This window comes from Arthrobacter sp. 2MCAF15 (genome assembly GCF_052115605.1).
Lineage (GTDB): Bacteria > Actinomycetota > Actinomycetes > Actinomycetales > Micrococcaceae > Arthrobacter.
The window spans coordinates 143,420-161,807 of the sequence record NZ_JBFRGZ010000004.1 but is presented as its reverse complement, the minus strand read 5'-3'; the positions used below and the strand labels follow the sequence as shown (position 1 = coordinate 161,807).

The following is an 18,388-nucleotide window of genomic DNA, read 5'->3' as shown; positions in this document are numbered from 1 at the left end:
CCTAGCTTCGCGGGGTCCGCGGGTCAGCCTTCGGCACACGGCACAGGACGCCGGGACTTAGCCGTTCCTTGATCAGCTTCAGATCCACGACGAGCGCCGCAACGGCGGTTCCTCGCCGCCCGGGCGCTGCACCAGAATCTGGTTCACTCCCGTGATACCGGCCTCGAAGCCCAGGGCGCTAGCTGCCATGTAGAGCCGCCACACCCGGGCCCGGCCCACGCCGGCCAGGCGCACCGCCTCATCCCAGTGTTCCTCAAGGTTCCGCACCCAGGCCCGGAGCGTCAGGGCATAATGGCGCCGCAGTGCCTCAACGTCCAGGACCTCCAGGCGCGCCGATTCGAGTGCGGTGACCATGTCGGCGAGGCTGAGCATCTCGCCGTCCGGGAAGACATAGCGGGGAATGAAGGAATCCGGGTCCGGTGCCGTGGGCCCGGCGTTCCAGGAGATCGCGTGGTTGAGCAGCCGGCCGCCCGGGCGGAGCAGCCCGTGCAGCTGGGAGGCATAGTGCTGGATCTGCTCGCGGCCGACGTGCTCTGACATGCCAATCGAGCTGATCGCATCGAACGGTCCGTCGTCCACATCGCGGTAGTCCTGCACCCGGATGTCCACCCGGTCCGTCAGCCCGGCGTCCGCGGCCCGTTTGCGGGCCATGGCCGCCTGTTCCACCGAGAGCGTCACGCCGACGACCTCGGCCCCGTAATTCTGGGCGGCGTGCAGCGCAAAGCTGCCCCAGCCGCATCCCACGTCCAGCACGCGCATCCCCGGCTTAAGTCCCAGCTTGCGGCAGACGAGGTCGAGCTTGGCGGCCTGGGCAGCATCAAGCCCTGTCTCCTCCGACTCCCAGACGGCGCAGGAGTAGACCTTGGACGGGCCCAGGACGAGCGCGTAGAAGTCGTTCCCGACGTCGTAGTGGTGGGAGATGGCCGCGGCGTCCCGGCCCTTGGAATGACGCCGGCCGAACCGGTCCACGCGGGCTTCCTCCGGCGGCGGCGCAGGGTTCGGTCCCAGCGCCCCGAGCCGGACGGCAGTCTTGAGCAGCGCGAATCCCTCGCGGGGAGTGGGCGGCCGGAACGGGCCGGGCTCGGCGAATTTTCCGGCCGAGCTGAGGGCGGCGAAGGCGGCGAAGATGTCGCCGGGTGCGTCGATTTCGCCGGCGACATAGGCACGGCTCAGTCCGAGCTGGCCGGGTGACCACAGCATCCGGCGGAGTGCCCGCCGGGACCGGAACACCACTACGGGGGCGTCTTCCGGGCCGGCTTCCGAGCCGTCCCAGGCTTGCAGCCGCAGGGGAATCCCATCGGTGCCAAGGATGATCGCCAATGCGTCGGCCAGCCGTGAAGCTGCATTCGTGGATGTCGCCATGTCCAGTGCCTCGATTCCCGTGACTCGTCTCCAGCGCCGAGGGCTGTGCCCCGGCAGTTCAAAATCTAAGGGCAGTACACGGCCCTCAACCAGAGCTTAGGTCCCCATTGCCGTGGTGCCGTTCTTTTCCCACCGTGGCGGACGGCTCTGGCGCTTGTGGGTTCGGTTGCCTATGGTGTGAGCTATGTCTGAGTCTTTCTCGTCCCTCGTGGACACGTTCAAGAACGTGGGTGTTTCCCGGGCGTACGGCCCCGCCATGAACATCGCAGGGGAAGAGGTCATCCCCGTCGCGGTGGTGTCTTTCGGCTTCGGCGGAGGCAGCAGCACCGAAGATGCCCAGGCCGGCGGCGGAAGTGGTGGCGGGGGCGGCGGCTTCGTGATGCCCGTGGGCGTCTATGCCAAGAGCCCCGAGGGCCACATGGCATTCCGGCCCAACACCGTGGTGGTGCTTGTGGCGCTGGCCCCCCTGGTGCTAGCTGTCGGCGTTTCGATCCGCGGCATTCTTCGCACCCTCCGTCCGCGCCGCTAGCGCGGGAGCCTGAGGACTGGAGCGGGACTGGAGCTGGAGATGGGCCTGGTGCCTGGGCCTTGGGCCCGGAAGGCCAAGGAATCCCCAAGCCGCGCAGGGCATTGTGTGGTTTGGGTAGCCTGGGTCTCGGGCGGCTCCAGGGACCGGCGTCGGACGGACATGATCGACGATGAATATCTTCAGAGCTGCATGCGCAGCAACTTTGGGCGGGGCGCTCCTGATGACGGGATGTGCTGCGCCGCCGGCAACGCCGGGCCCTACGACCACTGTGACAGCGTCTCCCCCGCCGTCGGTGGTGGTCTTTGATCCGCAGACCAGCGGCAAGGTCCTGGCCGAGCGGATCAAGGCCCGGGCCAAGCCCAAGAAGGCCGGCGTCACGATTTCCGCAGTGGAGTGCAAGAACTTCCCGGACATCAAGGTGAACACTCACACGGACTGCCAGATGGTGGTCAACGGGGTCAAGCGCGGATACCGGGCGACATTCACCCAGCGGGACGGCCACTACGAAATCAAGGCCCAGGACCTCACCTGGTAGGCGGTGCGGAATAGGACATGGCGGGTTCCTGGTCGTCGTCGGCGTCAACCCAGGCCGCGAAATCCTTCAGCGACATGAAGCAGTAGTAATCGCAATACCTCAGGTTTTTCTTCTCCGCCTTGCTCATGCCGGTAATTCGACGCGGGCGGGCTCACGGATGGGGCGACGGCGGCTCGTCGCCACGGCTCCTGACGGCATCGGCGATGGCGAGCGAGAGCTGGGAGACCACTTCCTCTGGGGTACCCGATGCAGCCAGCTCGGTGAAGTGCGCGTATTCGGGCAACGCCTGGTAGGCGGCCCTCAGGGAGTCGAGGTCCTCGAGCGTTTCCGTGTCCGTGCCACGCGCCATCACGCGTTGATGCGCCTGTTCAGGATCGATGACCAGGTGGAGCACGACGTCGGGTTGGGGAAACCTTGCCAGGAGGAACGGCAGGAGCCGGCCCCGGGGAAGCCCGCGGGCCTGGCGCAGCGCAAGCTGGCAGTGCAGGTGGCGGTCCATGATGACCAGGCCCGGATGCCGGCGGGCCCTGGCGTGGGAAACGACGACGTTCGCGGTGCGGATAGCTGTCTCCACGGCATCGGCCAGCCGTGGATGAAGCTGTACCCCGAACTGTGCGCTCAGCAGGGACATCCTGCGCCGGCCAGCGTAGTTCCTGAGCAGGAGCGCCTTCTGGCCCGCACGGCGCGCGGCTGTCACCGTCGCCCGCGCGGCTGTTGTTTTTCCCGATCCGTCAATTCCCGTCAAGACAATCAGCAATCGGATTCCTTCTCATCGCGTGTTGGTGCGCGGGGCCGGGCACCGCCGCAGGCTCCGCCTACTACTACCAACGGTAGAGGCCGCCGATTCGTCCCGGGAACGGACGACGAATTCGCGGTTTCAGCCCTGGCTGCGCGCCCGGCTGGGCTGCACCCGCGGCGGTTCCCCGGGCATCTTCGGGAAGTCCGGCGGGAACGGCAGCTCTCCCAGACCCGCCTCGAGGTCCCGGTCCCACCACCCCAGGAGGAGATCGATGCCCCCCGGGTTCGCATGCATTCCGGCCCACGGATCGCCAGTGGCTTTGAGCCGGTCCGGCACCGTGACGATGGTGAAGGCAGCAGGGTCGGCGGAGTCGAGTTCCTCCCAGCGGATCGGGCACGACACCGCCGCGTTGGCCAGCGCACGCGGGCTGTAGGCCCCCGCAATCGTGCGGTCGCGGTTGGCCTGGTTGAAGTCAACGAAGATGCGGGCGCCGCGTTCCTCCTTCCACCAGGCGGTGGTTACTTGCTCGGGCAGGCGGCGCTCGAGTTCGCGCGCCGCGGCAATGACCGCGTGGCGCACGTCCAGGAACTCCCGGGTCGGCTCGATCGGGGCAAAGACATGGAGTCCCCGGTTGCCGGAGGTCTTGATGAAGGCCTCCAGCTCTGCCTCGGCGAGGACGCGCCGCAATTCCCGCGCGACCGGAACAGCCTCCGCGAAGCCGGTGCCGGGCTGCGGGTCAAGGTCGATCCGCAGCTGGTCCGGGTTGTCCGGATTGCCGGCCCGGGAGGCCCAGGGGTGGAAAACCACCGTGTTCATCTGCACTGCCCACACCGCGGCGGCGACTTCGTCAATGACCAGTTGCGGATGCGATCGTCCACTGGGATAGGCGACGTCGACCGAGCGGATGAAATCCGGGGCACCCTTGGGCGGGTTCTTGGAGAAGAACTGTTCGCCATCCACCGTGTCCTTGAACCGTTGGAGTGTCACCGGCCGGTCCCCGTTGGCCGCCAGGAAAGCGTCCCCGACGTCCACCATGTACCGGGCCAGGTCCAGCTTGGTCAGTCCCAGACCGGGCCAGACAACCCTGCCCGGGCTCGACACCCGCATCTCCCGGTCGCCGTGCGGACCGCTGACAGTGAGGTGCGCTTCTTCCCTGGCCATGGGGACAACCTACCCCGGCGGCGTGGACAGGTGAAGAGCGCAGCGGGCTGGCCGCCAATGACCGGGCATGATGGACACATGACGACACCCGAAGTCCCCATCACCCTCGACGTCGGCGACGCCACAGTCTCGGGCGTCTTTGCCGACCCCGACGGCTCGTTTGCCACCCTGGTTGTTGCCCACGGAGCCGGGGCGGGAATGGATCATCCGTTCCTCGCGGGCTTCACCCGGGCCCTGAACGGCCTGGGTGTCGCCACCCTGCGTTTCAACTTTCCCTACCGAGAGGCAGGACGGAAGTTTCCTGACAGGCCGCCGGCGGCAATCGCTGCCTGGCGGGTGGCCATGGACGCCGCCGCATCCCGGTCTGCCGGCCGGCCGCTGTGGGCCGCCGGGAAATCGTTCGGCGGACGCATGGCCTCCATGGCGGTGGCGGATGGCATGCCTGCTGGCGGGCTGGTCTACCTCGGCTATCCGCTGCACCCGCCGGGCAAGCCGGAGAAGCTCCGCGATGAGCACCTCTACGGGCTGACTTTGCCGATGCTGTTCCTGCAGGGCACCCGGGATACGTTCGCCACCCCGGAACTGCTGGAGTCCGTGGCGGCCAGGATCGGGCCGACCGCGACCGTGGAGTGGCGCGAGGGCGGGGACCATTCCTTTGCTGTTGCCGGCGCCAAGCGCGGTGCGGACGAGGTAGGGGCGTCGTTGGCGGCCACGGTTGCGGAGTTCCTCAGGGCGCACGGCGGGAATCCCGCGGACGCGCTCCCCTGATCGACCCCAGCCGACCGGCCTAACCGGCTGCCGCTAGCCGACCGTCCCGAACCGGCCTGCCCCGTGATGCACATGCGATTCAATGGCGGTGGCGGCGGCCGCGGCCCCTCCCGCCCCGCGGACAATCTCGCTCATGGCGGCCACGTTCCGCCGCACCTGTGCATCGGTTTGGAGCGCGGCGACTGCAGTCCTGAGCGCTTCCGGACCAACGTCCTCCGCGGCGAGGTGCCGGCCGAGGCCCAGTTCTTCAAGCCGCCTGGCGGTTGCCTCTTGCTCCGGTTGCTGCGGCACGGCCAGCATCGGGACGGCGAAATAGAGCGCCTCCATGGTCGAGTTCATGCCGGCGTGGGTAATGAAGACACTGGTTTGGCGCAGTACCTGCAGTTGCGGGAAGAAGGCACGGACCTGGATGTTTGGAGCAATCGTCCCGAGATCCGCCAGTCCGGTCTGGTCCCCGACGGCCATGGCGACGTCCCAGTCGCTTCCGCCGAAGGCGTCCAGGCACGTCCGGAAGAAGTCCGGCTGGCGGTTCAGTGGGGTGGTCCCCAGCGAAATGAACAGCAGCGGACCCGTTCCCCCGCGCACCCATTCACCTTCGCTGTCGCGGCCGCCCACGCTTGGCCCCACGAACCGGAACCGGTCATCGAATGTCTCCCCCCGGGGCTGGAACTCGCGCGGCAGGAACACGATGTTGAATGGCGCCGGCGGGCCATCGAACATCCGTGGCGTCCGCACGCCTTGCTCGGCCGCGAATTCGGCCAGCAGCCGGCCCATGGCCATAGCCACCTTGGCCATTTCATCGGCGCCTTCCGGCGGCCGGGCAGGCATCAGTGATCGGAGCGAGAAGTGTTCGTTGGTGGCATAGGTGGGCATGAGGGCGATGGCCGGCACGCCGATCTTTTCAGCGGCCATGCTGCCGCTGAGCGTCATCGCGTCAAAGCAAATCGCGTCGGGCGGGTCCTGGCGCAGGTGTTCCACGAGCGCCGGGAAGCTGGCGCGGATGTCCTCGAACACACGGTTCATGAGCGGCAGCATCAGGTGCGCCTGCGCCCGCTGCCCGGGGGCCAGGGCAGGCATTGATGCCATCCAGTTCCCGCCGGAAGCCGAAAAAGCCGCTCCGGCGTCACGGATCCGCGGTCCGAAGTCGGCCGATGTGAAGTACGTGACCCGGTGCCCCCGGCCCACAAGCTCCGCCACCAGCGGCAGGGTGGGGTTGACGTGTCCGTAGGCGGGAATGGAGACGAACGCAAGATGCATGGCCATCACTCTTCATCGCTTGGCTGAGATCACGCTTTATTTGCCACTGGACCGGCCTGGTTGCCCGGCGTCCCGCGGGCCGGGCGGTCCGCCGGCGTCGTGCTCCTTCATCATGCCCCTGTTGCCCCGGGCGGCGCGAGTGTTCGGCCCGCGGTGCCAGTTTCCTGCCCCGCGGGGGGTCAGTTCCTTGGCTTGGTCCGGGCTGTCGCCGGCGCGGTCCACGGATCTTCGGGCCACGGATGCCGGGGATAGCGGCCGCGCATTTCCGCGCGGACCTGTGCGTAGGGCCCGGACCAGAACGAGGCGAGGTCATCCGTCACGGCCAGGGGCCGGCGTGCCGGTGAGAGCAGGTGGAACAGCACCGGCACACGCCCGTCCGCAAGCCGCGGCGTCTCCGCCCAGCCAAAGCACTCCTGAAGTTTGACGGCCACCACCGGCCGCCCGGTGGCGTCTCCGGCCTCCGGATAGCCAATCCGGATCCGGGATCCGCTGGGGACCGCCAGCGTCTCCGGCACCAGTTCACCGAGCCGGGACGCCTCGGGCCAGGGAAGCAGCCGGCTCAGCGGCCCGGCGAGGTCGATCCCGCCCGTGGATGCGCCGCCGGCCAGCGCGGCAAGCTCCGGGGCCAGCCATTCGTCCAGCCGGGCCAGCAGCGCCGGCTCGGACACGTCGGGCCAGGGCCCGCCCAGCTCCCGGTGCAGGAGGGCAAGACGGCGGCGCAAGGCCTCCGCCGCGCTCGACCAGCCGATGGTCGCCAGCCCCTCGCTCGCCAGGGCGCGGGCCACAGCTGCGCGGCCTTCTTCCGCCGTAGGGCGCACCGGGGTGGATGAGAGCACGATTGCGCCCAGGCGGCGCTCCCGCCGGGCCGAGACACGGCCTTGGCTGAATCGCGCCTGTAGCGTGTCGCTCAGGAGGTGGCGTGCGGCAGCTTCCGCGGTGTCCTCTGTCAGTGGCGCCGCGGAGCGGATGACGGCGCCGGTCCCCGCTGCGTCGCGGCCCTGCGCGCGGGATACTTCGGCCACGCCCAGCCACTCGTGCCCGGACAGCGGGCTGCCGGCCGGCAGCCCGGCCCGCGTACCGGACGTGAGCAGGTATTGCGCCGGCCCCTCGCCCGGGACGCGGCGCGCCACACGGTCCGGAAAGGCCAGGGCGACAACGAAGCCGATCGCCTCCGCGGCGCCCACCGCGCCGGCAGGAGCGGAGGACCCGACGCCGGACCCCTCCTGGTGTGCGATTCTCTCCATCCGCCGGACATCCTCCGCCCACCGCCGGGATCCGGGATCCCGGCCCGTCCTCAGCGCGGCCACAAGGCGGGTGAGGTCCGCGCCCGGGGCGCGCTGGTCCCCCGAGACGAGGGCGACGGCCTCGGCCGCCACACGCTGGCCCACCGTCGCGGCGCCGTCCAGCAGGGCGCGGGCCAGCCGCGGGTCCGTGGGGACCCGGGCCAGGATCTTGCCCAGTTCGGTTGCGTGACCGTCCGGCGCCACGGCCCCGAGTTCCTGAAGCACTTCGACGGCGTTGTCCATCGCGGCCTGGGGCGGCGCGTCCGGCAGGGCGAGTCCGCGGCCGCCGGGGGCTCCCCAACAGGCCAGCACCAGGGCGGCGCCGGTCAGGTCTGCTGCGGCTATCTCCGGAGTCTGGTGGGCGGGCGCTGCGCCGTAGGCCCTCTGGTCATAGCAGCGGATCACGGTGCCGGGGCCCTGTCGTGCGGCACGGCCGGCCCGCTGTTCCGCGGACGCCCGCGAGCAGGACACTGTCACGAGGCCGGACATTCCGCGGTTCGAGTCACGCCGCGGCTCGCGGGACAGCCCGGAATCGATGACCAGCCGGACGCCCGGAACGGTGAGCGAGGATTCGGCCAGTGCGGTGGAAACGATGATCCGGGCGGCCCCGCCGGGCTCGCGCCCGGAGACGACGCGGTCCTGCTCCGCCGGGCCGGCCTGGCCATGGAGTTCCAGGACTTCGGCGCGGCTCCGGCCGCGCAGCCGGGCGGCAACGTAGGAGACTTCCCATGCGCCCGGGACAAACACCAGGGCGTCAAGGTCCCGCCCGGCAGCCAGTGCGGCGGCATGCCCCGCCGCTGCAGTGTCGGCCACGTGGTCCAGGAAGGCCCGGGCCACTCCGCGTTCGTCCAGCCGCGGGACCGACGCCGGGACCCATTCCACCTCGAGCGGGAACAGCGCGGAGGGACAGTCGACAACCGGGGCCGGGCCGCCGCCGTCGCCGTTCCCGTCCGCTTCACCGATCAGTGCGTCACCGATCGAGGCGTCGCCGATCAGTCCGTCACCGATCAGCGCAGCGAAGCGGGGCGCGTCGAGGGTCGCCGACATGGCGACGAGCGTGAGGTCACCGCGCAGCTGCCGGACTTCGGCCAGCATCCCGACGAGCAGGTCTGTCTCCAGCCCGCGTTCGTGGACTTCATCGAGGATCACCGCATCGGTGCCCTCGAGCCCCGGATCAGTCAGGAGGCGGCGCAATAGGATGCCGGGGGTAACGAACTCGATCACCGTCCCGGGTCCCGTCTGGCGTTCGCCGCGGACCGTGTAACCGACCCGCTCACCGAGCCGGGTGCCGTCGAGGGAAGCCAGGCGGCGGGCTGCAGCGCGGGCGGCGACGCGGCGCGGCTGCGTGACCACGATCCGCGGGCTGGCGCTGCTTCCGCTTCCGCTTCCGCTGGCGATCCTTGCGGCCGCGAGGTTGGCGAGCAACGGCGGGACAAGCGTCGTCTTGCCAGTGCCGGGAGGAGCCTGGACCACCGCGGACGCGCCGGCACCGCCGCCCCGCAATGCGGCGGCGAGGGCCCCCAACGAATCCGCGAAGGTCAGGCCCGCCCCGACGACGCCGAGATCGAAGAGGCCGTTGGAGCAGGCTGGGTCCAGGCGTGTGGTCGCGGAAGTCACGCCTCCATTGTCTCTGCAATTCAAGAACCACGTCCGCGCGGGCTATACGCTCGCGCTCAGGATCGTCCGCCCGCTGGCCACGGCACGGATTTCGACCCGGCGGATGTCGTCAGTCCGGATCACCGTGGTCGCCGTCGGCGTGGCCACCGTCCCGGGAGTTGCCGTCCAGGTGGCCACCTGTGTGGCGGCACCACGGGAATCGACAACCACCAATCCATACTCCTCGGGCGGGCGGGCACCGCCAGATCCGTCCGGCGCGGGAACGTCAGCCGGGGATGGCGTGTAGGTGCACTCCCAGTCGATCCGGGTTCCCCACGGCTGCCGGGTCAGTGAACCCTTTGCGGCCAGCATGCTGTCGGCCACCGGGGTGAAGTTCAGGGCAGTCCCGGACGCGGCCTGCGTCTGCGCGGGGGGCAGCGGAGGTGCGCTGACCGGGGCCGTCACGGCAACCGTGACAGCGCCCGAGGCGGCGGCCGCGCCCACAACAAGGGCGGCCACGGCCAGGCGCACGCGCCGGCGTCCGCGTTGGACTTGCCCCGCCAGACCGCTTGGCAGCCCGCCCGCGAGGCCGCCGGCCACCTCGGGGGCCACCCCCGGCACGGGCCTTCCGCGGTCGGTATGCCCGAGGGCGAGGGCCTCCTCGGGCGACAGGGCGGCCAGCAGCGACGGCATTCCGGCAAGCTCCGCCACGGCGGCCCTGCATCCGGCGCAACCGGAAAGGTGTTCTTCGAACTCGTGGCGCTCGGAGGACACCAAGGATCCCAGCACATACGCGGCATCCCAGCTGCGGTACTCATCCATTCCGTTCTTGCTCATGGCGTCACGCCTCCTTCCTGCAGGGCCAGCCGCATCGCCCGCAGCGCGTAATGCAGCCGCGACTTCACAGTCCCCTCCGCCAGTTGCAGGCTTTGCGCGATTTCTGCCGTGGTCTCCCGGCGGTAGTACGCGTGGATGACCACTGCCCTGTGCTCGGCGGACAGTCCGGCCAGGGCATCCGATACAAGCCACCCGTCCAGGATCTTGTCCACCCGGTCCGCCTCTGGAATCTCCGGCAACGGCTCCGTCCGGTTCTCGTGCCGGCGTCGGGCGCTGCGCCGGTCATCGATGACCAGATTGCGGGCCACCGTGTAGAGCCAGGCCCGCACCGCAGCCTCCGGGCGCTGCAGGACTTCCGGGTGTTGCCAGGCACGGATCAGCGTTTCCTGTACGACGTCGTCGGCCAGGGTGCTGTCACCGGTCATGCGCATAACGAACCGCCACAGGGCCGGACCGTAGGCGTCCTGCAGCGAGCGCAGCAGCTCGGCCTCCCGATCGGACATTTTCCGCCTCCTGGCCTTAACTACGACGCCGGGCCGCTTTCCGTTCACCGGCCCCGGCTGGAATCTGTCTGGAAGTCGTTTGGCAGTTGGCAACGTTGAACTCTTGGGCTGGCGGCGCCGTTCTAGGGACAGCCCGGCCGAACACGGCCGGCCTTCCCTGAGGAGCGCACCATGAAGATTTCCCGCCCGGCGTTTGCCGCCGCTGCGCTGGGCACGACACTAATGCTCGGATCCTGCTTCGCCGGGCACACGGCAGCACCGGCCCCACCATCCACCCCTGGCACAGTCACACCGGCACCCGCCGCGGGGAGCCCCTCGCCGGCGCCCAAAGACCCCTATTACCCGGCTCCGGCACCGGCCGTTGCAACGCCTGCACCGGCACCGCCTGCTCCTGCACCGTCTGCTCCGGCACCGATCCCCTCGCAGATGGCCCCGGCGCCGCCAGCTCCGCCTGCCATGGTGCCGGCCCCTGCACCGCGACGCGTCGTTCCGCCCGTGGTCCCGGCACCGCGGCCGATGGTTCCGAATCCCATGGCACCGCGACCCATGGTTCCCCGGCCCATGGTTCCCAGGCCGATGGTTCCGCCGCCCGCGGCGGCTCCCGCCGGGAATGATCACGATGCCGATAACAACGGAGGACCGGACGACGGTGACGGCAACAAGTAGCACCACGGCGGGGCCTGCATCGCGCCGTCGAACGGCACTGTTGTTCCTCGCGCTGGCAGGGACGACGGCGGTGCTGGGCGCCAGTGGCTGTTCCCGGACCGGGAACGAGGCAGCGGCGGCTCCTCCGTCCGGGGCAGCTCCGTTCGGGTGGTTCCGCGCCGGCCTGGCCCCGGCCGGGTGGCAGTCCCTGGAACTGCCGGATGCGACAGCGGTACTGTCCATCCCGCCCGATGCCATTGCGGTGGAGGGCGACCCCGGCACCGTATCCGCAACCGCGACGGCGCCGAACGGTGATCTCAGGATCTATCTCAACGCCACGCCGCAACAGGGCGAGGAGTCACTGTCCAATTGGTCCGAGTTTCGGCTCGCCCACCTCACGGGTGAGAACGCCGCCTCCGCCAACCAACTGGCAGACCGCGCCGGAATGCCGTTCCGGGGAGGCATCGGCTCATGCGTGGAGGACACCTATGTGACTCGCGTCGGCGCGCACAGGTACCGGGAGATCGCCTGCCTCGTTGCAGGATCGCGGGGTGGCAGCGTCTTGGTGGCGGCCGCACCCGCCGACTCATGGGACCTCTACAGTCCCGTAATTGAGCAGGCGGTGGACGCCTATGCGTCCGAGTAGGTCGACGTCACCGACCGGCGGCTGCCGCCAACCGGCTGGATTCGGCAGGACGAAGACGGGAGACTGGATCATCTCGATCACGAAAGTGGGAACCGCATGATCAACCTCAAGCAGGACGCCGACGGCTTCATCCGCATGAACCGGCATTTTCCAGAAAAGACACTCATCAGCATCACGTTTGCGGACGGCTCGGAGGGGGTCTACTCCGGGCGCCGGCTCAACGGCCTTTATGACGACGCCCTGGCGGACTACCGGGCCCAGAACCACCTGGATGCCAAGGGGTTCTCGCGGGCACCGAGGAAGACGGTCCACCCCGCGAATAAGATCGAGTTCGTTCCGGTCACGGCCGGAATGGAGCCGTAGGTCAGGCGACGCCGACGGCTCCGGGACCGTGCGCCGGCCGGCGGAGCGCCCTGGCACGGATGCGAAGGTCGTTGTCATGCACGCGCCGGTCGACGCCGGGCACTGGCGTGCCGGCAGCCCTTGGCCGCGGTGCCGCCGGACTCACCGGAGGCTCGGCCGGGCACAGGTCACTGATCAGTCCCATGCCGGCGTACTCGCGCACCGCGGTGATGCCGGCAACGGCTGCAGGCTTGTCTGCGAAGCCCTTTGACACAGCCAGTACTGCCCCGTCCGGGGCCCTGAGCCGGAACCTGAAGCAGGCATCGGCATCTACGAAGAGTTCAAATGTGCCGGCCATGACGTTCCTCCCGTTTTGCGGGCTCCCCTTCCGGGCATCGTTGCCACGGCGTGGAAGGGGAAGCTGCGCTGCTGCCCGCTGGTTTATCCTTGCGGCTGAAGAGATGGCATCAGCCCGTCTTAACAGTTTCGCCGTGGCCTTGAAACGCTCACAAGGTCAGCTGCGTAAATCCTGGGTAAACAGGAGCCAACAGCCCCGCGTGGTGGGCGGCCGCCGGCGCTGGCGCGCCTACAGGGGCGGCCAATGATCGCTGCAGTAGGTGCCTAGGCTGGCGGCCGGGGACGCCGGCGGGCTGGAGCCATCCCAATGGGCGGCGACGCCGTCGCTCCGTTCGGGCGGCGCCGTTGCCGCCGTTCGGCCCGAATCGCCGGGAGACCAGGTCATGGTCGAATCATTGGACAAAGTTCCCCCCCCAGTCCTCGGCTTTGTTGACTGAGGGCGCACCGGCTCGAATCGCGGACCGCCATGCGCCTCACGCCACCCTAACCGCGGGGACTGACACGAAAACAGGGCCTTAGGACCGTATCCGGGAATGCCGGGGACACCTAGGGAACGGTCTGGAGCGTCGACAACCGGCCCGGAACGGTCACCCCGGGGTCCAGCGGCCTGAAACGAATCGGCGGAAGTGTTTCATCCATTGGAAATAGATGTCGTCCCGGCGGAGAATCGGAGGCAGTCTTGGGGGCAGCCCGCGGTCCACTGACAGGAAAGAAGGATGCGATGTCCCTCAGCGTTGAGGAAATGAATAAACAGCTCCCGGTGGCCAATGTGCTGCCAGGCGAAGCCGTCCCCTACTACATGGCCTCGGGCGAGGGCGCCCGCTACGAGATCAACGGCCAACTGGTCACCGTCATTGCCCGCGCGGCGGACACCGGAGGGATCTTCAGCGCCGCCTACGTCTCCGGCGGGATGGGGTCCGAATCACCGTTTGTGAGCCACTCCGTGGAACACAAGACGCTGTACGTTTTCGACGGCATCCTGCACGTATGGCTGCCAGGCGAAAGCCGCATCCTGGCTCCCGGGGATTCCGTGGTAATCCCGCCGGGAACCCCACACGCGTACCGGATGGCAAGCCACTACACGCGCTTCCTGAACTGGATGACCCCGGGCGGCGCCGAGGCGTACTACGAGCGCGTCGGCACGCCCATCGATTCGCATGTCCCGCCCCTCACGGCGGGCCGGAAGCCCAGCTTGCGGGAGCGCGCCGAGGTGGGCGCCGAATTCGGGATGACGTTCCCCGACGTCGAAAGGGTGGCGCCGTCCTTCCGGCAGGACGCCGGGCTGCCAGCCGCTCAGAGCCCGTACTTCCTCAGCGCCGGCGAGGGCGAGCGGATGGTCAGCTACCAGACCATGTTCACGTACCTTTCCCGGCCGGCGAACACGGGATCGAACTACTTCGCCGTCCACACCAAGGGCGCCAAGTCCCCCTACATTCCACTCCATTTCCACGAACAGCACACGGAAAACTTCCTCTGCACCGAGGGCCGGATGTGGATCTACGCCAACGGGCGCGAGGTCCTGCTCACCAAGGGCGACTTCCTGCACGCACCGGCGGGAACCATCCACTCCTTCGCGTTCGACTCCCACTACACCCAGATGGTGGGGTTCCTGACGCCGTCGGTGTTCAACGGCTTCTTCGAGTACTTCAACAAACCCACCGAGGACTACATGTACACCGAGGGCGGCGAACCGTACATGGACATGGAGGGCTTCGGCCGCGCCCAGGCCGAGATGGACCTGACAGTGGTGGGTCCCCCGCCGCAGCGCCGTGCAGCGCTGGACATCTAAGACCCGTCTAAGGACGTCAGCACTACAAACAGCCAGGATCCGGAACTCCTCGAAAGTTGCGGACCCTGGCTGTTTGTTCGGTGGCTGCGGATTCAGCCCTGAAACCGGCTGGCTTCATGATGCTGGCGGGCGGCCTGATGCTGACGGGCTTCCTGATGCTGACGGACTAGCGCGCGGCCGTAGTCGTTGCCGTTGGGCGTGCGCATCACCGTGTGCATGTGGAACGGGGCGGGGGTGTCGTTGCTGAGGAAGACGCCCGTATGGTGGTCCAGCTCCATGACCACCACGGGACTCTGGATCCGGAAGTAGAAGGCATCCCCGGCGGCCCAGCCGCCGATCCAGGAAAACCAGGTCTGGCCGTAGTGCTCCTGGATTTCCCGGCGCCGCGCTGCCCTCGGTCCGTCCGGCAGGTGGGCAATGAAGTCATCCACCAGCAGGTCAAGGATGGTGCGCGCCCGGGCCGGCAGGGACAGCACCCTGATGCCCTCGTACGGGATCACCCGGTTGTCCTGGAAGCACCCGGCCAAATGCCGCTCATCGCCGGGGTGCATCCGGCCTTCGGGCATGGCTGGATCCTGCATGTCCTCGAACACCGTGGCGTCACGCCGCAGCTGTTCCGGGAGGGACGCCATGAGCTCGCGCGCCCAGGCGATCCGCTCCCTGAATACTGTCACGCCCCGGTGCGGGCCGGCGTCGATGAGATCCGGTTCGGCGCCGAGGAACACCGGCGAGACCACCAGCTGGCTTCCCGCCACGAGGCAATTGAGCGCCACGTGGTGCCCGAAAATCTGCCAGCCCCATGGTTCGGTCAGGGACGGGGATCCAAACAGGGCGAAGTTGTAGCTGAACTCGTTCATCAGCTGCGGGAGTTCCACCAGGTCGCCCAGGAACCCGTTGATCCGCATCAGGTTCCGGACCAGCTCGTAGCCGGCAGGGCTGAGGCTGGCCTCCATCACGGACAGGGCGGCATCGCGGACCGGGCTGTCCAGCTCATCCAGCCGGAGCCCGGTGTCGTGCTGCATGAACTCCGGGTTGGCCCAGCTCTGCCATTCCGGCGCGTCCGCCGCGTACACCAGCTGTTCAGTCTGGGCGGGGGTGACGGCGCCGAGCAGCGTCCCAGCGGCAGCCACCATGGCGGCTGCCGGAGCCTCCTCGCCGGGTTCTGACGGCCCAAACGGGTACAGGCCCTCAATTACCTTGCCGTTGCTGGTCACGCCCACGAACGGTTGCGGGTACAGCGTCTTCCAGCCCTCGATCATGGGCCCGGCGAAGGAATCCGTGGTGGCTGCTTCGGCGTAGCTCCGGGCATCCAGCCCGCGGATCGCCGCCACCCGCGGATGGTCCGGAGGGTAGAGGAAGTCACGGAACGATTGCGTCGACACGGGGGCTCCTGTCGTGGTCTTTGGACGTGTGGTCTTTGGAAATGCGGTGTTCGGGTGGCCAGCCGGCGGCGATGCCGATGGCCGCCGCCGCTGCGTCGGGCGCGGTCCCACGCCAGGCGACGTGCTGGTCCGGCCGGACCAGGACCGCGTCGGCGTCCCACAGGTCCGCCATCGGCGTTCCGTCATCTGTTGGCCCGACGGCGGTAACCGTCACCGGAATGCCGTGCCGCGCCGCGGCCGCCAGGACCGGCTCATAGGCCTCCTGCGCGGGCATGCCGGCAAGGGTCCCTGCGTCCACCAGCAGCGTGAAACCCGGTCCAAGAATGTCGTAGAGCGATGTCGAGCGGTCCAGCCAGGCGTGCGGCAACAGCGCGCCGGGGCTGGCCGAGGGAACGTAGCGGATGGGGTCCTCGGGCGGCACGGGCGAGCCGTCCGGGACAACCAGGGGCGAGGACGGGTAGCCGTAGCCCAGGACCAGGCCCAGCGCATCGAATTCGCTTTGCTTGACCGCCAGCGCCTCCTTCGCCCGGAGCCGCGCGGCATCGCCCGCGGCCCCGCCGCCGCGCAGTGCGGGGTCCGCGAAGTGATACGCGAGGGCCTGGCCGTTGGCGGCAGCGTCCCGGATGGTCCGTTCGGCCACCGGGCGCCGCTCCAGTTCGTAGCTTCCGAGCAGTGCCGGGCCGGCCCAGCCATCAATCTCCGCGGCGATTTTCCATGCCAGGTTGGCGGCGTCGCCAATGCAGGTGTTGAAGCCGTGACCGCCCCACGGCGGGTTCAGGTGTGCGGCGTCGCCCACCAGGAATGCGGCGTCGCCGCCGTAGCCGGGTGCCAGCAGCATGCGGGCAGTCCAGGGGTCGGTGGCGACAATCTCAAGGTCCACGTCCGCACCAATGAGCGAGCGCACCAAGGCGGTGGCGTCGAAGTCCTCACGCCCGTCCACGCCTTGGATGATGGCCCACCAGGTGCCCTCGAGGTCCATCCTGCCCACCATGCCGGCCACGCCCGGCCCCAGCACCCAGTACTGCACGGCGGGATCCAGGGTGATGGCATCCCCCAGGTCCCGGGAACGGAAGAGAATGCTGATGTTGGACAGTTCCGCGGAGCCGCCCTCCAGACGGATGCCAAGGCCGCGCCGAACGGCGGAGGCCCCGCCGTCGGCACCGGCCAGGAAGCGGCACTCGACGGCGCGGCGGCGTCCGGCGGCGTCGGAGACCTCCACCCGGGCGCGCGGGCCGGACGACCCGGGGGCGGCGTGGCTGGACCCATGGGAGCCGTAGTCAATGTCGCCGACAGCCAGGCCGGTCAGCAGGGTGACCAGCTTCGATCCTGCCACGGCGTCCCGCAGGACTGTTTCCATGACAGGCTGTGGGACCTGCTGTCCGCACTCAGGCTGCTGCTCGTAGCGGCCGGGAACCAGCTGGAACGCCTGGCGGAACCGGGTGATCTCCCGCCCGCTGTCCCCTGTCAGCCCCGAGCAGAAGATGACGTCCTGGGCATAGGAAACGGGCAGGGGCGCCGCGTTCCGCAGGGTGTCCGCGAGGCCCAGCCGGCGCAGGTGCGTCATGGTGCGTGCGTTGGTGGTCTTTGCCCGCGGCCTGTCCGGATCGATGGACGCCCGTGGTTCGATGACGGTGCTGGGGATGCCGCGCCGGGCGAGGTCCAGGGACAGGAACAGCCCGCTGGGCCCGCCGCCGGCAATCAGCACCGGGACGTCCTCCGGAAGGTCCGACAGGGAGGCGTTCTCGATGGCGGTCATCAGGCCCCCGCCCGGAGGTCCGGCGTGCCGATGGGGGTGGTGAGGGTCCCCAGCCGGTCGATTTCGACTTCGACGGTGTCGCCGGGCTGCAGCAGCCACTGCGGGGTCCGGGCGTAGCCCACGCCTTCAGGGGTGCCGGTGGCGATGACGTCGCCGGGGTGCAGGGTAAAGGTCTGGCTGATCAGCGCGATGATTGCCGGGACGGAGAAGATCATGTCCCTGGTGTTGCCGTTCTGGACTTCGGTACCGTTCACCCGGGTCCGGACCTTTAGGCCGTCGCGCAGGTCCCCTACTTCGTCCCGGCTGACCAACGGGCCCAGCGGCCCGCTGAGGTCGCCGTTCTTGCCAAGCGTCCACTGCGAGGTGAGTTTCTGGGCCCGGCGCGCAGTGAGGTCATTGAACGTGGAGTAGCCGAAAACTGAGTCCGCGGCGGTGGCTTCGTCAACGGATTCCACGCGGTGCCCGATGTAGGCGGCCACTTCGCCTTCCCAGTCCAGGCCGTCCTCGCCCGAGGGCACGGGGACCGGCACGTTTCCCACCGACAGGGAGGCCGTCCAGCGCCCGAACAGTGTGGGGTAGGGCGGCAGTTCCTGGTCCTTGTAGCTGCCTTCGGCGGCGTGGGCCTTGTAGTTCAGGCCGACACAGATCACCCGGGCCGAGGCCGGCACCAGCGGGACCTCCGTGACGTCGGCGCGGTCCAGCGCGTCACCGGAGTCCTCCGTCAGCGCGTCGGCTGAGAGGGAGAGCGCTTTCTCCTGCCATCCGGCGGCATCGGCCCAGAAGTCCGCAACCGGGGCCAGCGGAACCACCCGTGAGCCGAGGAGGGCGGCCGCCCATGCGCCGCCGTCGTGATTGATGCCTATGTACTGCATGTGGTGGGCCTTTCTGGTGCCGCCCGGGG

Annotated in this window: 19 protein-coding genes; 6 read left to right on the top strand and 13 right to left on the bottom strand. The window is 69.0% G+C overall.

Annotated features, from left to right (window positions below; genetic code table 11):
* Positions 1-78: 78 nt before the first annotated feature.
* Positions 79-1,362 (bottom strand): class I SAM-dependent methyltransferase, encoded by a 1,284-nt coding sequence (locus tag AB4089_RS06695; RefSeq protein ID WP_441408518.1) that lies wholly within the window; start codon positions 1,360-1,362, stop codon positions 79-81.
* A gap of 184 nt (positions 1,363-1,546) precedes the next feature.
* Here AB4089_RS06695 and AB4089_RS06690 point away from each other — a divergent pair, with 184 nt between their 5' ends.
* Both AB4089_RS06690 and AB4089_RS06685 read left to right on the top strand, forming a co-directional pair.
* Positions 1,547-1,891 carry a hypothetical protein gene (locus AB4089_RS06690; RefSeq protein WP_441408517.1) on the top strand — a complete coding sequence of 115 codons (345 nt, stop codon included), beginning with the start codon at positions 1,547-1,549 and terminating at the stop codon, positions 1,889-1,891.
* A 268-nt stretch (positions 1,892-2,159) separates the two neighbouring features.
* The gene (locus AB4089_RS06685; RefSeq protein ID WP_441408516.1) at positions 2,160-2,426 is read left to right on the top strand and encodes a hypothetical protein; all 267 of its coding nucleotides are present in this window, start codon (positions 2,160-2,162) and stop codon (positions 2,424-2,426) included.
* Here AB4089_RS06685 and AB4089_RS06680 read toward each other — a convergent pair.
* The 3 genes from AB4089_RS06680 to ligD all read right to left on the bottom strand — a co-directional run bounded on the left by AB4089_RS06680 (position 2,416) and on the right by ligD (position 4,326).
* The gene (locus tag AB4089_RS06680; RefSeq protein ID WP_441408515.1) at positions 2,416-2,553 is read right to left on the bottom strand and encodes a hypothetical protein; all 138 of its coding nucleotides are present in this window, start codon (positions 2,551-2,553) and stop codon (positions 2,416-2,418) included. The genes AB4089_RS06685 and AB4089_RS06680 overlap by 11 nt on opposite strands.
* Before the next feature lie 24 nt (positions 2,554-2,577).
* Complete coding sequence (locus AB4089_RS06675; RefSeq protein ID WP_441408514.1) at positions 2,578-3,183, bottom strand: AAA family ATPase; 606 nt, start codon at positions 3,181-3,183, stop codon at positions 2,578-2,580.
* Positions 3,184-3,303: 120 nt separating this feature from the next.
* Positions 3,304-4,326 carry a non-homologous end-joining DNA ligase gene (gene ligD, locus AB4089_RS06670; RefSeq protein ID WP_441408513.1) on the bottom strand — a complete coding sequence of 341 codons (1,023 nt, stop codon included), beginning with the start codon at positions 4,324-4,326 and terminating at the stop codon, positions 3,304-3,306.
* Positions 4,327-4,404: 78 nt separating this feature from the next.
* Between ligD and AB4089_RS06665 the strand changes: the two genes are divergently transcribed.
* Entirely contained in the window at positions 4,405-5,094 is a 690-nt protein-coding gene (locus AB4089_RS06665; RefSeq protein WP_441408512.1) for an alpha/beta hydrolase family protein, read from the top strand.
* Between the two features lie 33 nt (positions 5,095-5,127).
* On the opposite strand, the gene AB4089_RS06660 is transcribed toward AB4089_RS06665, so the two are convergent.
* From AB4089_RS06660 to AB4089_RS06640, 5 genes are all read right to left on the bottom strand, one after another.
* Entirely contained in the window at positions 5,128-6,351 is a 1,224-nt protein-coding gene (locus AB4089_RS06660; protein ID WP_441408511.1) for a macrolide family glycosyltransferase, read from the bottom strand.
* A gap of 179 nt (positions 6,352-6,530) precedes the next feature.
* Complete coding sequence (locus AB4089_RS06655; RefSeq protein WP_441408510.1) at positions 6,531-9,251, bottom strand: ATP-dependent RNA helicase; 2,721 nt, start codon at positions 9,249-9,251, stop codon at positions 6,531-6,533.
* A 42-nt stretch (positions 9,252-9,293) separates the two neighbouring features.
* Positions 9,294-10,067 (bottom strand): anti-sigma factor family protein, encoded by a 774-nt coding sequence (locus AB4089_RS06650; protein WP_441408509.1) that lies wholly within the window; start codon positions 10,065-10,067, stop codon positions 9,294-9,296.
* Positions 10,064-10,570 carry a sigma-70 family RNA polymerase sigma factor gene (locus tag AB4089_RS06645; protein ID WP_441408508.1) on the bottom strand — a complete coding sequence of 169 codons (507 nt, stop codon included), beginning with the start codon at positions 10,568-10,570 and terminating at the stop codon, positions 10,064-10,066. Before AB4089_RS06645 ends, AB4089_RS06650 begins: the two co-directional genes overlap by 4 nt.
* 338 nt (positions 10,571-10,908) lie before the next feature.
* Positions 10,909-11,103: a hypothetical protein gene (locus tag AB4089_RS06640; protein ID WP_441408507.1), complete on the bottom strand. Its 195-nt coding sequence runs from the start codon at positions 11,101-11,103 to the stop codon at positions 10,909-10,911.
* 86 nt (positions 11,104-11,189) lie between these two features.
* Here AB4089_RS06640 and AB4089_RS06635 point away from each other — a divergent pair, with 86 nt between their 5' ends.
* A complete protein-coding gene (locus tag AB4089_RS06635) occupies positions 11,190-11,861 on the top strand; it encodes a hypothetical protein (RefSeq protein ID WP_441408506.1) in 672 nt (223 codons plus the stop codon).
* A gap of 96 nt (positions 11,862-11,957) precedes the next feature.
* Entirely contained in the window at positions 11,958-12,224 is a 267-nt protein-coding gene (locus AB4089_RS06630; RefSeq protein WP_441408505.1) for a hypothetical protein, read from the top strand.
* A gap of 1 nt (position 12,225) precedes the next feature.
* Here AB4089_RS06630 and AB4089_RS06625 read toward each other — a convergent pair whose 3' ends face one another.
* Positions 12,226-12,561: a YegP family protein gene (locus AB4089_RS06625; RefSeq protein ID WP_441408504.1), complete on the bottom strand. Its 336-nt coding sequence runs from the start codon at positions 12,559-12,561 to the stop codon at positions 12,226-12,228.
* A gap of 720 nt (positions 12,562-13,281) precedes the next feature.
* Here AB4089_RS06625 and AB4089_RS06620 point away from each other — a divergent pair.
* On the top strand, positions 13,282-14,349 hold the full coding sequence (locus AB4089_RS06620; protein WP_441408503.1) for a quercetin 2,3-dioxygenase: 1,068 nt from the start codon (positions 13,282-13,284) through the stop codon (positions 14,347-14,349).
* Positions 14,350-14,441: 92 nt separating this feature from the next.
* Here the strand turns inward: AB4089_RS06620 and AB4089_RS06615 are convergent, their stop codons facing one another.
* From AB4089_RS06615 to AB4089_RS06605, 3 genes are read right to left on the bottom strand one after another with little or no spacing between them, the layout of a single operon-like run.
* Positions 14,442-15,731, bottom strand: a complete 1,290-nt coding sequence (locus AB4089_RS06615; protein WP_441408502.1) for a DUF3500 domain-containing protein — start codon at positions 15,729-15,731, stop codon at positions 14,442-14,444.
* Positions 15,709-17,487 carry an FAD-dependent monooxygenase gene (locus AB4089_RS06610; protein WP_441408501.1) on the bottom strand — a complete coding sequence of 593 codons (1,779 nt, stop codon included), beginning with the start codon at positions 17,485-17,487 and terminating at the stop codon, positions 15,709-15,711. The genes AB4089_RS06615 and AB4089_RS06610 overlap by 23 nt, the downstream gene beginning before the upstream one ends.
* Complete coding sequence (locus AB4089_RS06605; RefSeq protein WP_441408500.1) at positions 17,487-18,359, bottom strand: fumarylacetoacetate hydrolase family protein; 873 nt, start codon at positions 18,357-18,359, stop codon at positions 17,487-17,489. The genes AB4089_RS06610 and AB4089_RS06605 overlap by 1 nt, the downstream gene beginning before the upstream one ends.
* Positions 18,360-18,388 lie beyond the last annotated feature (29 nt).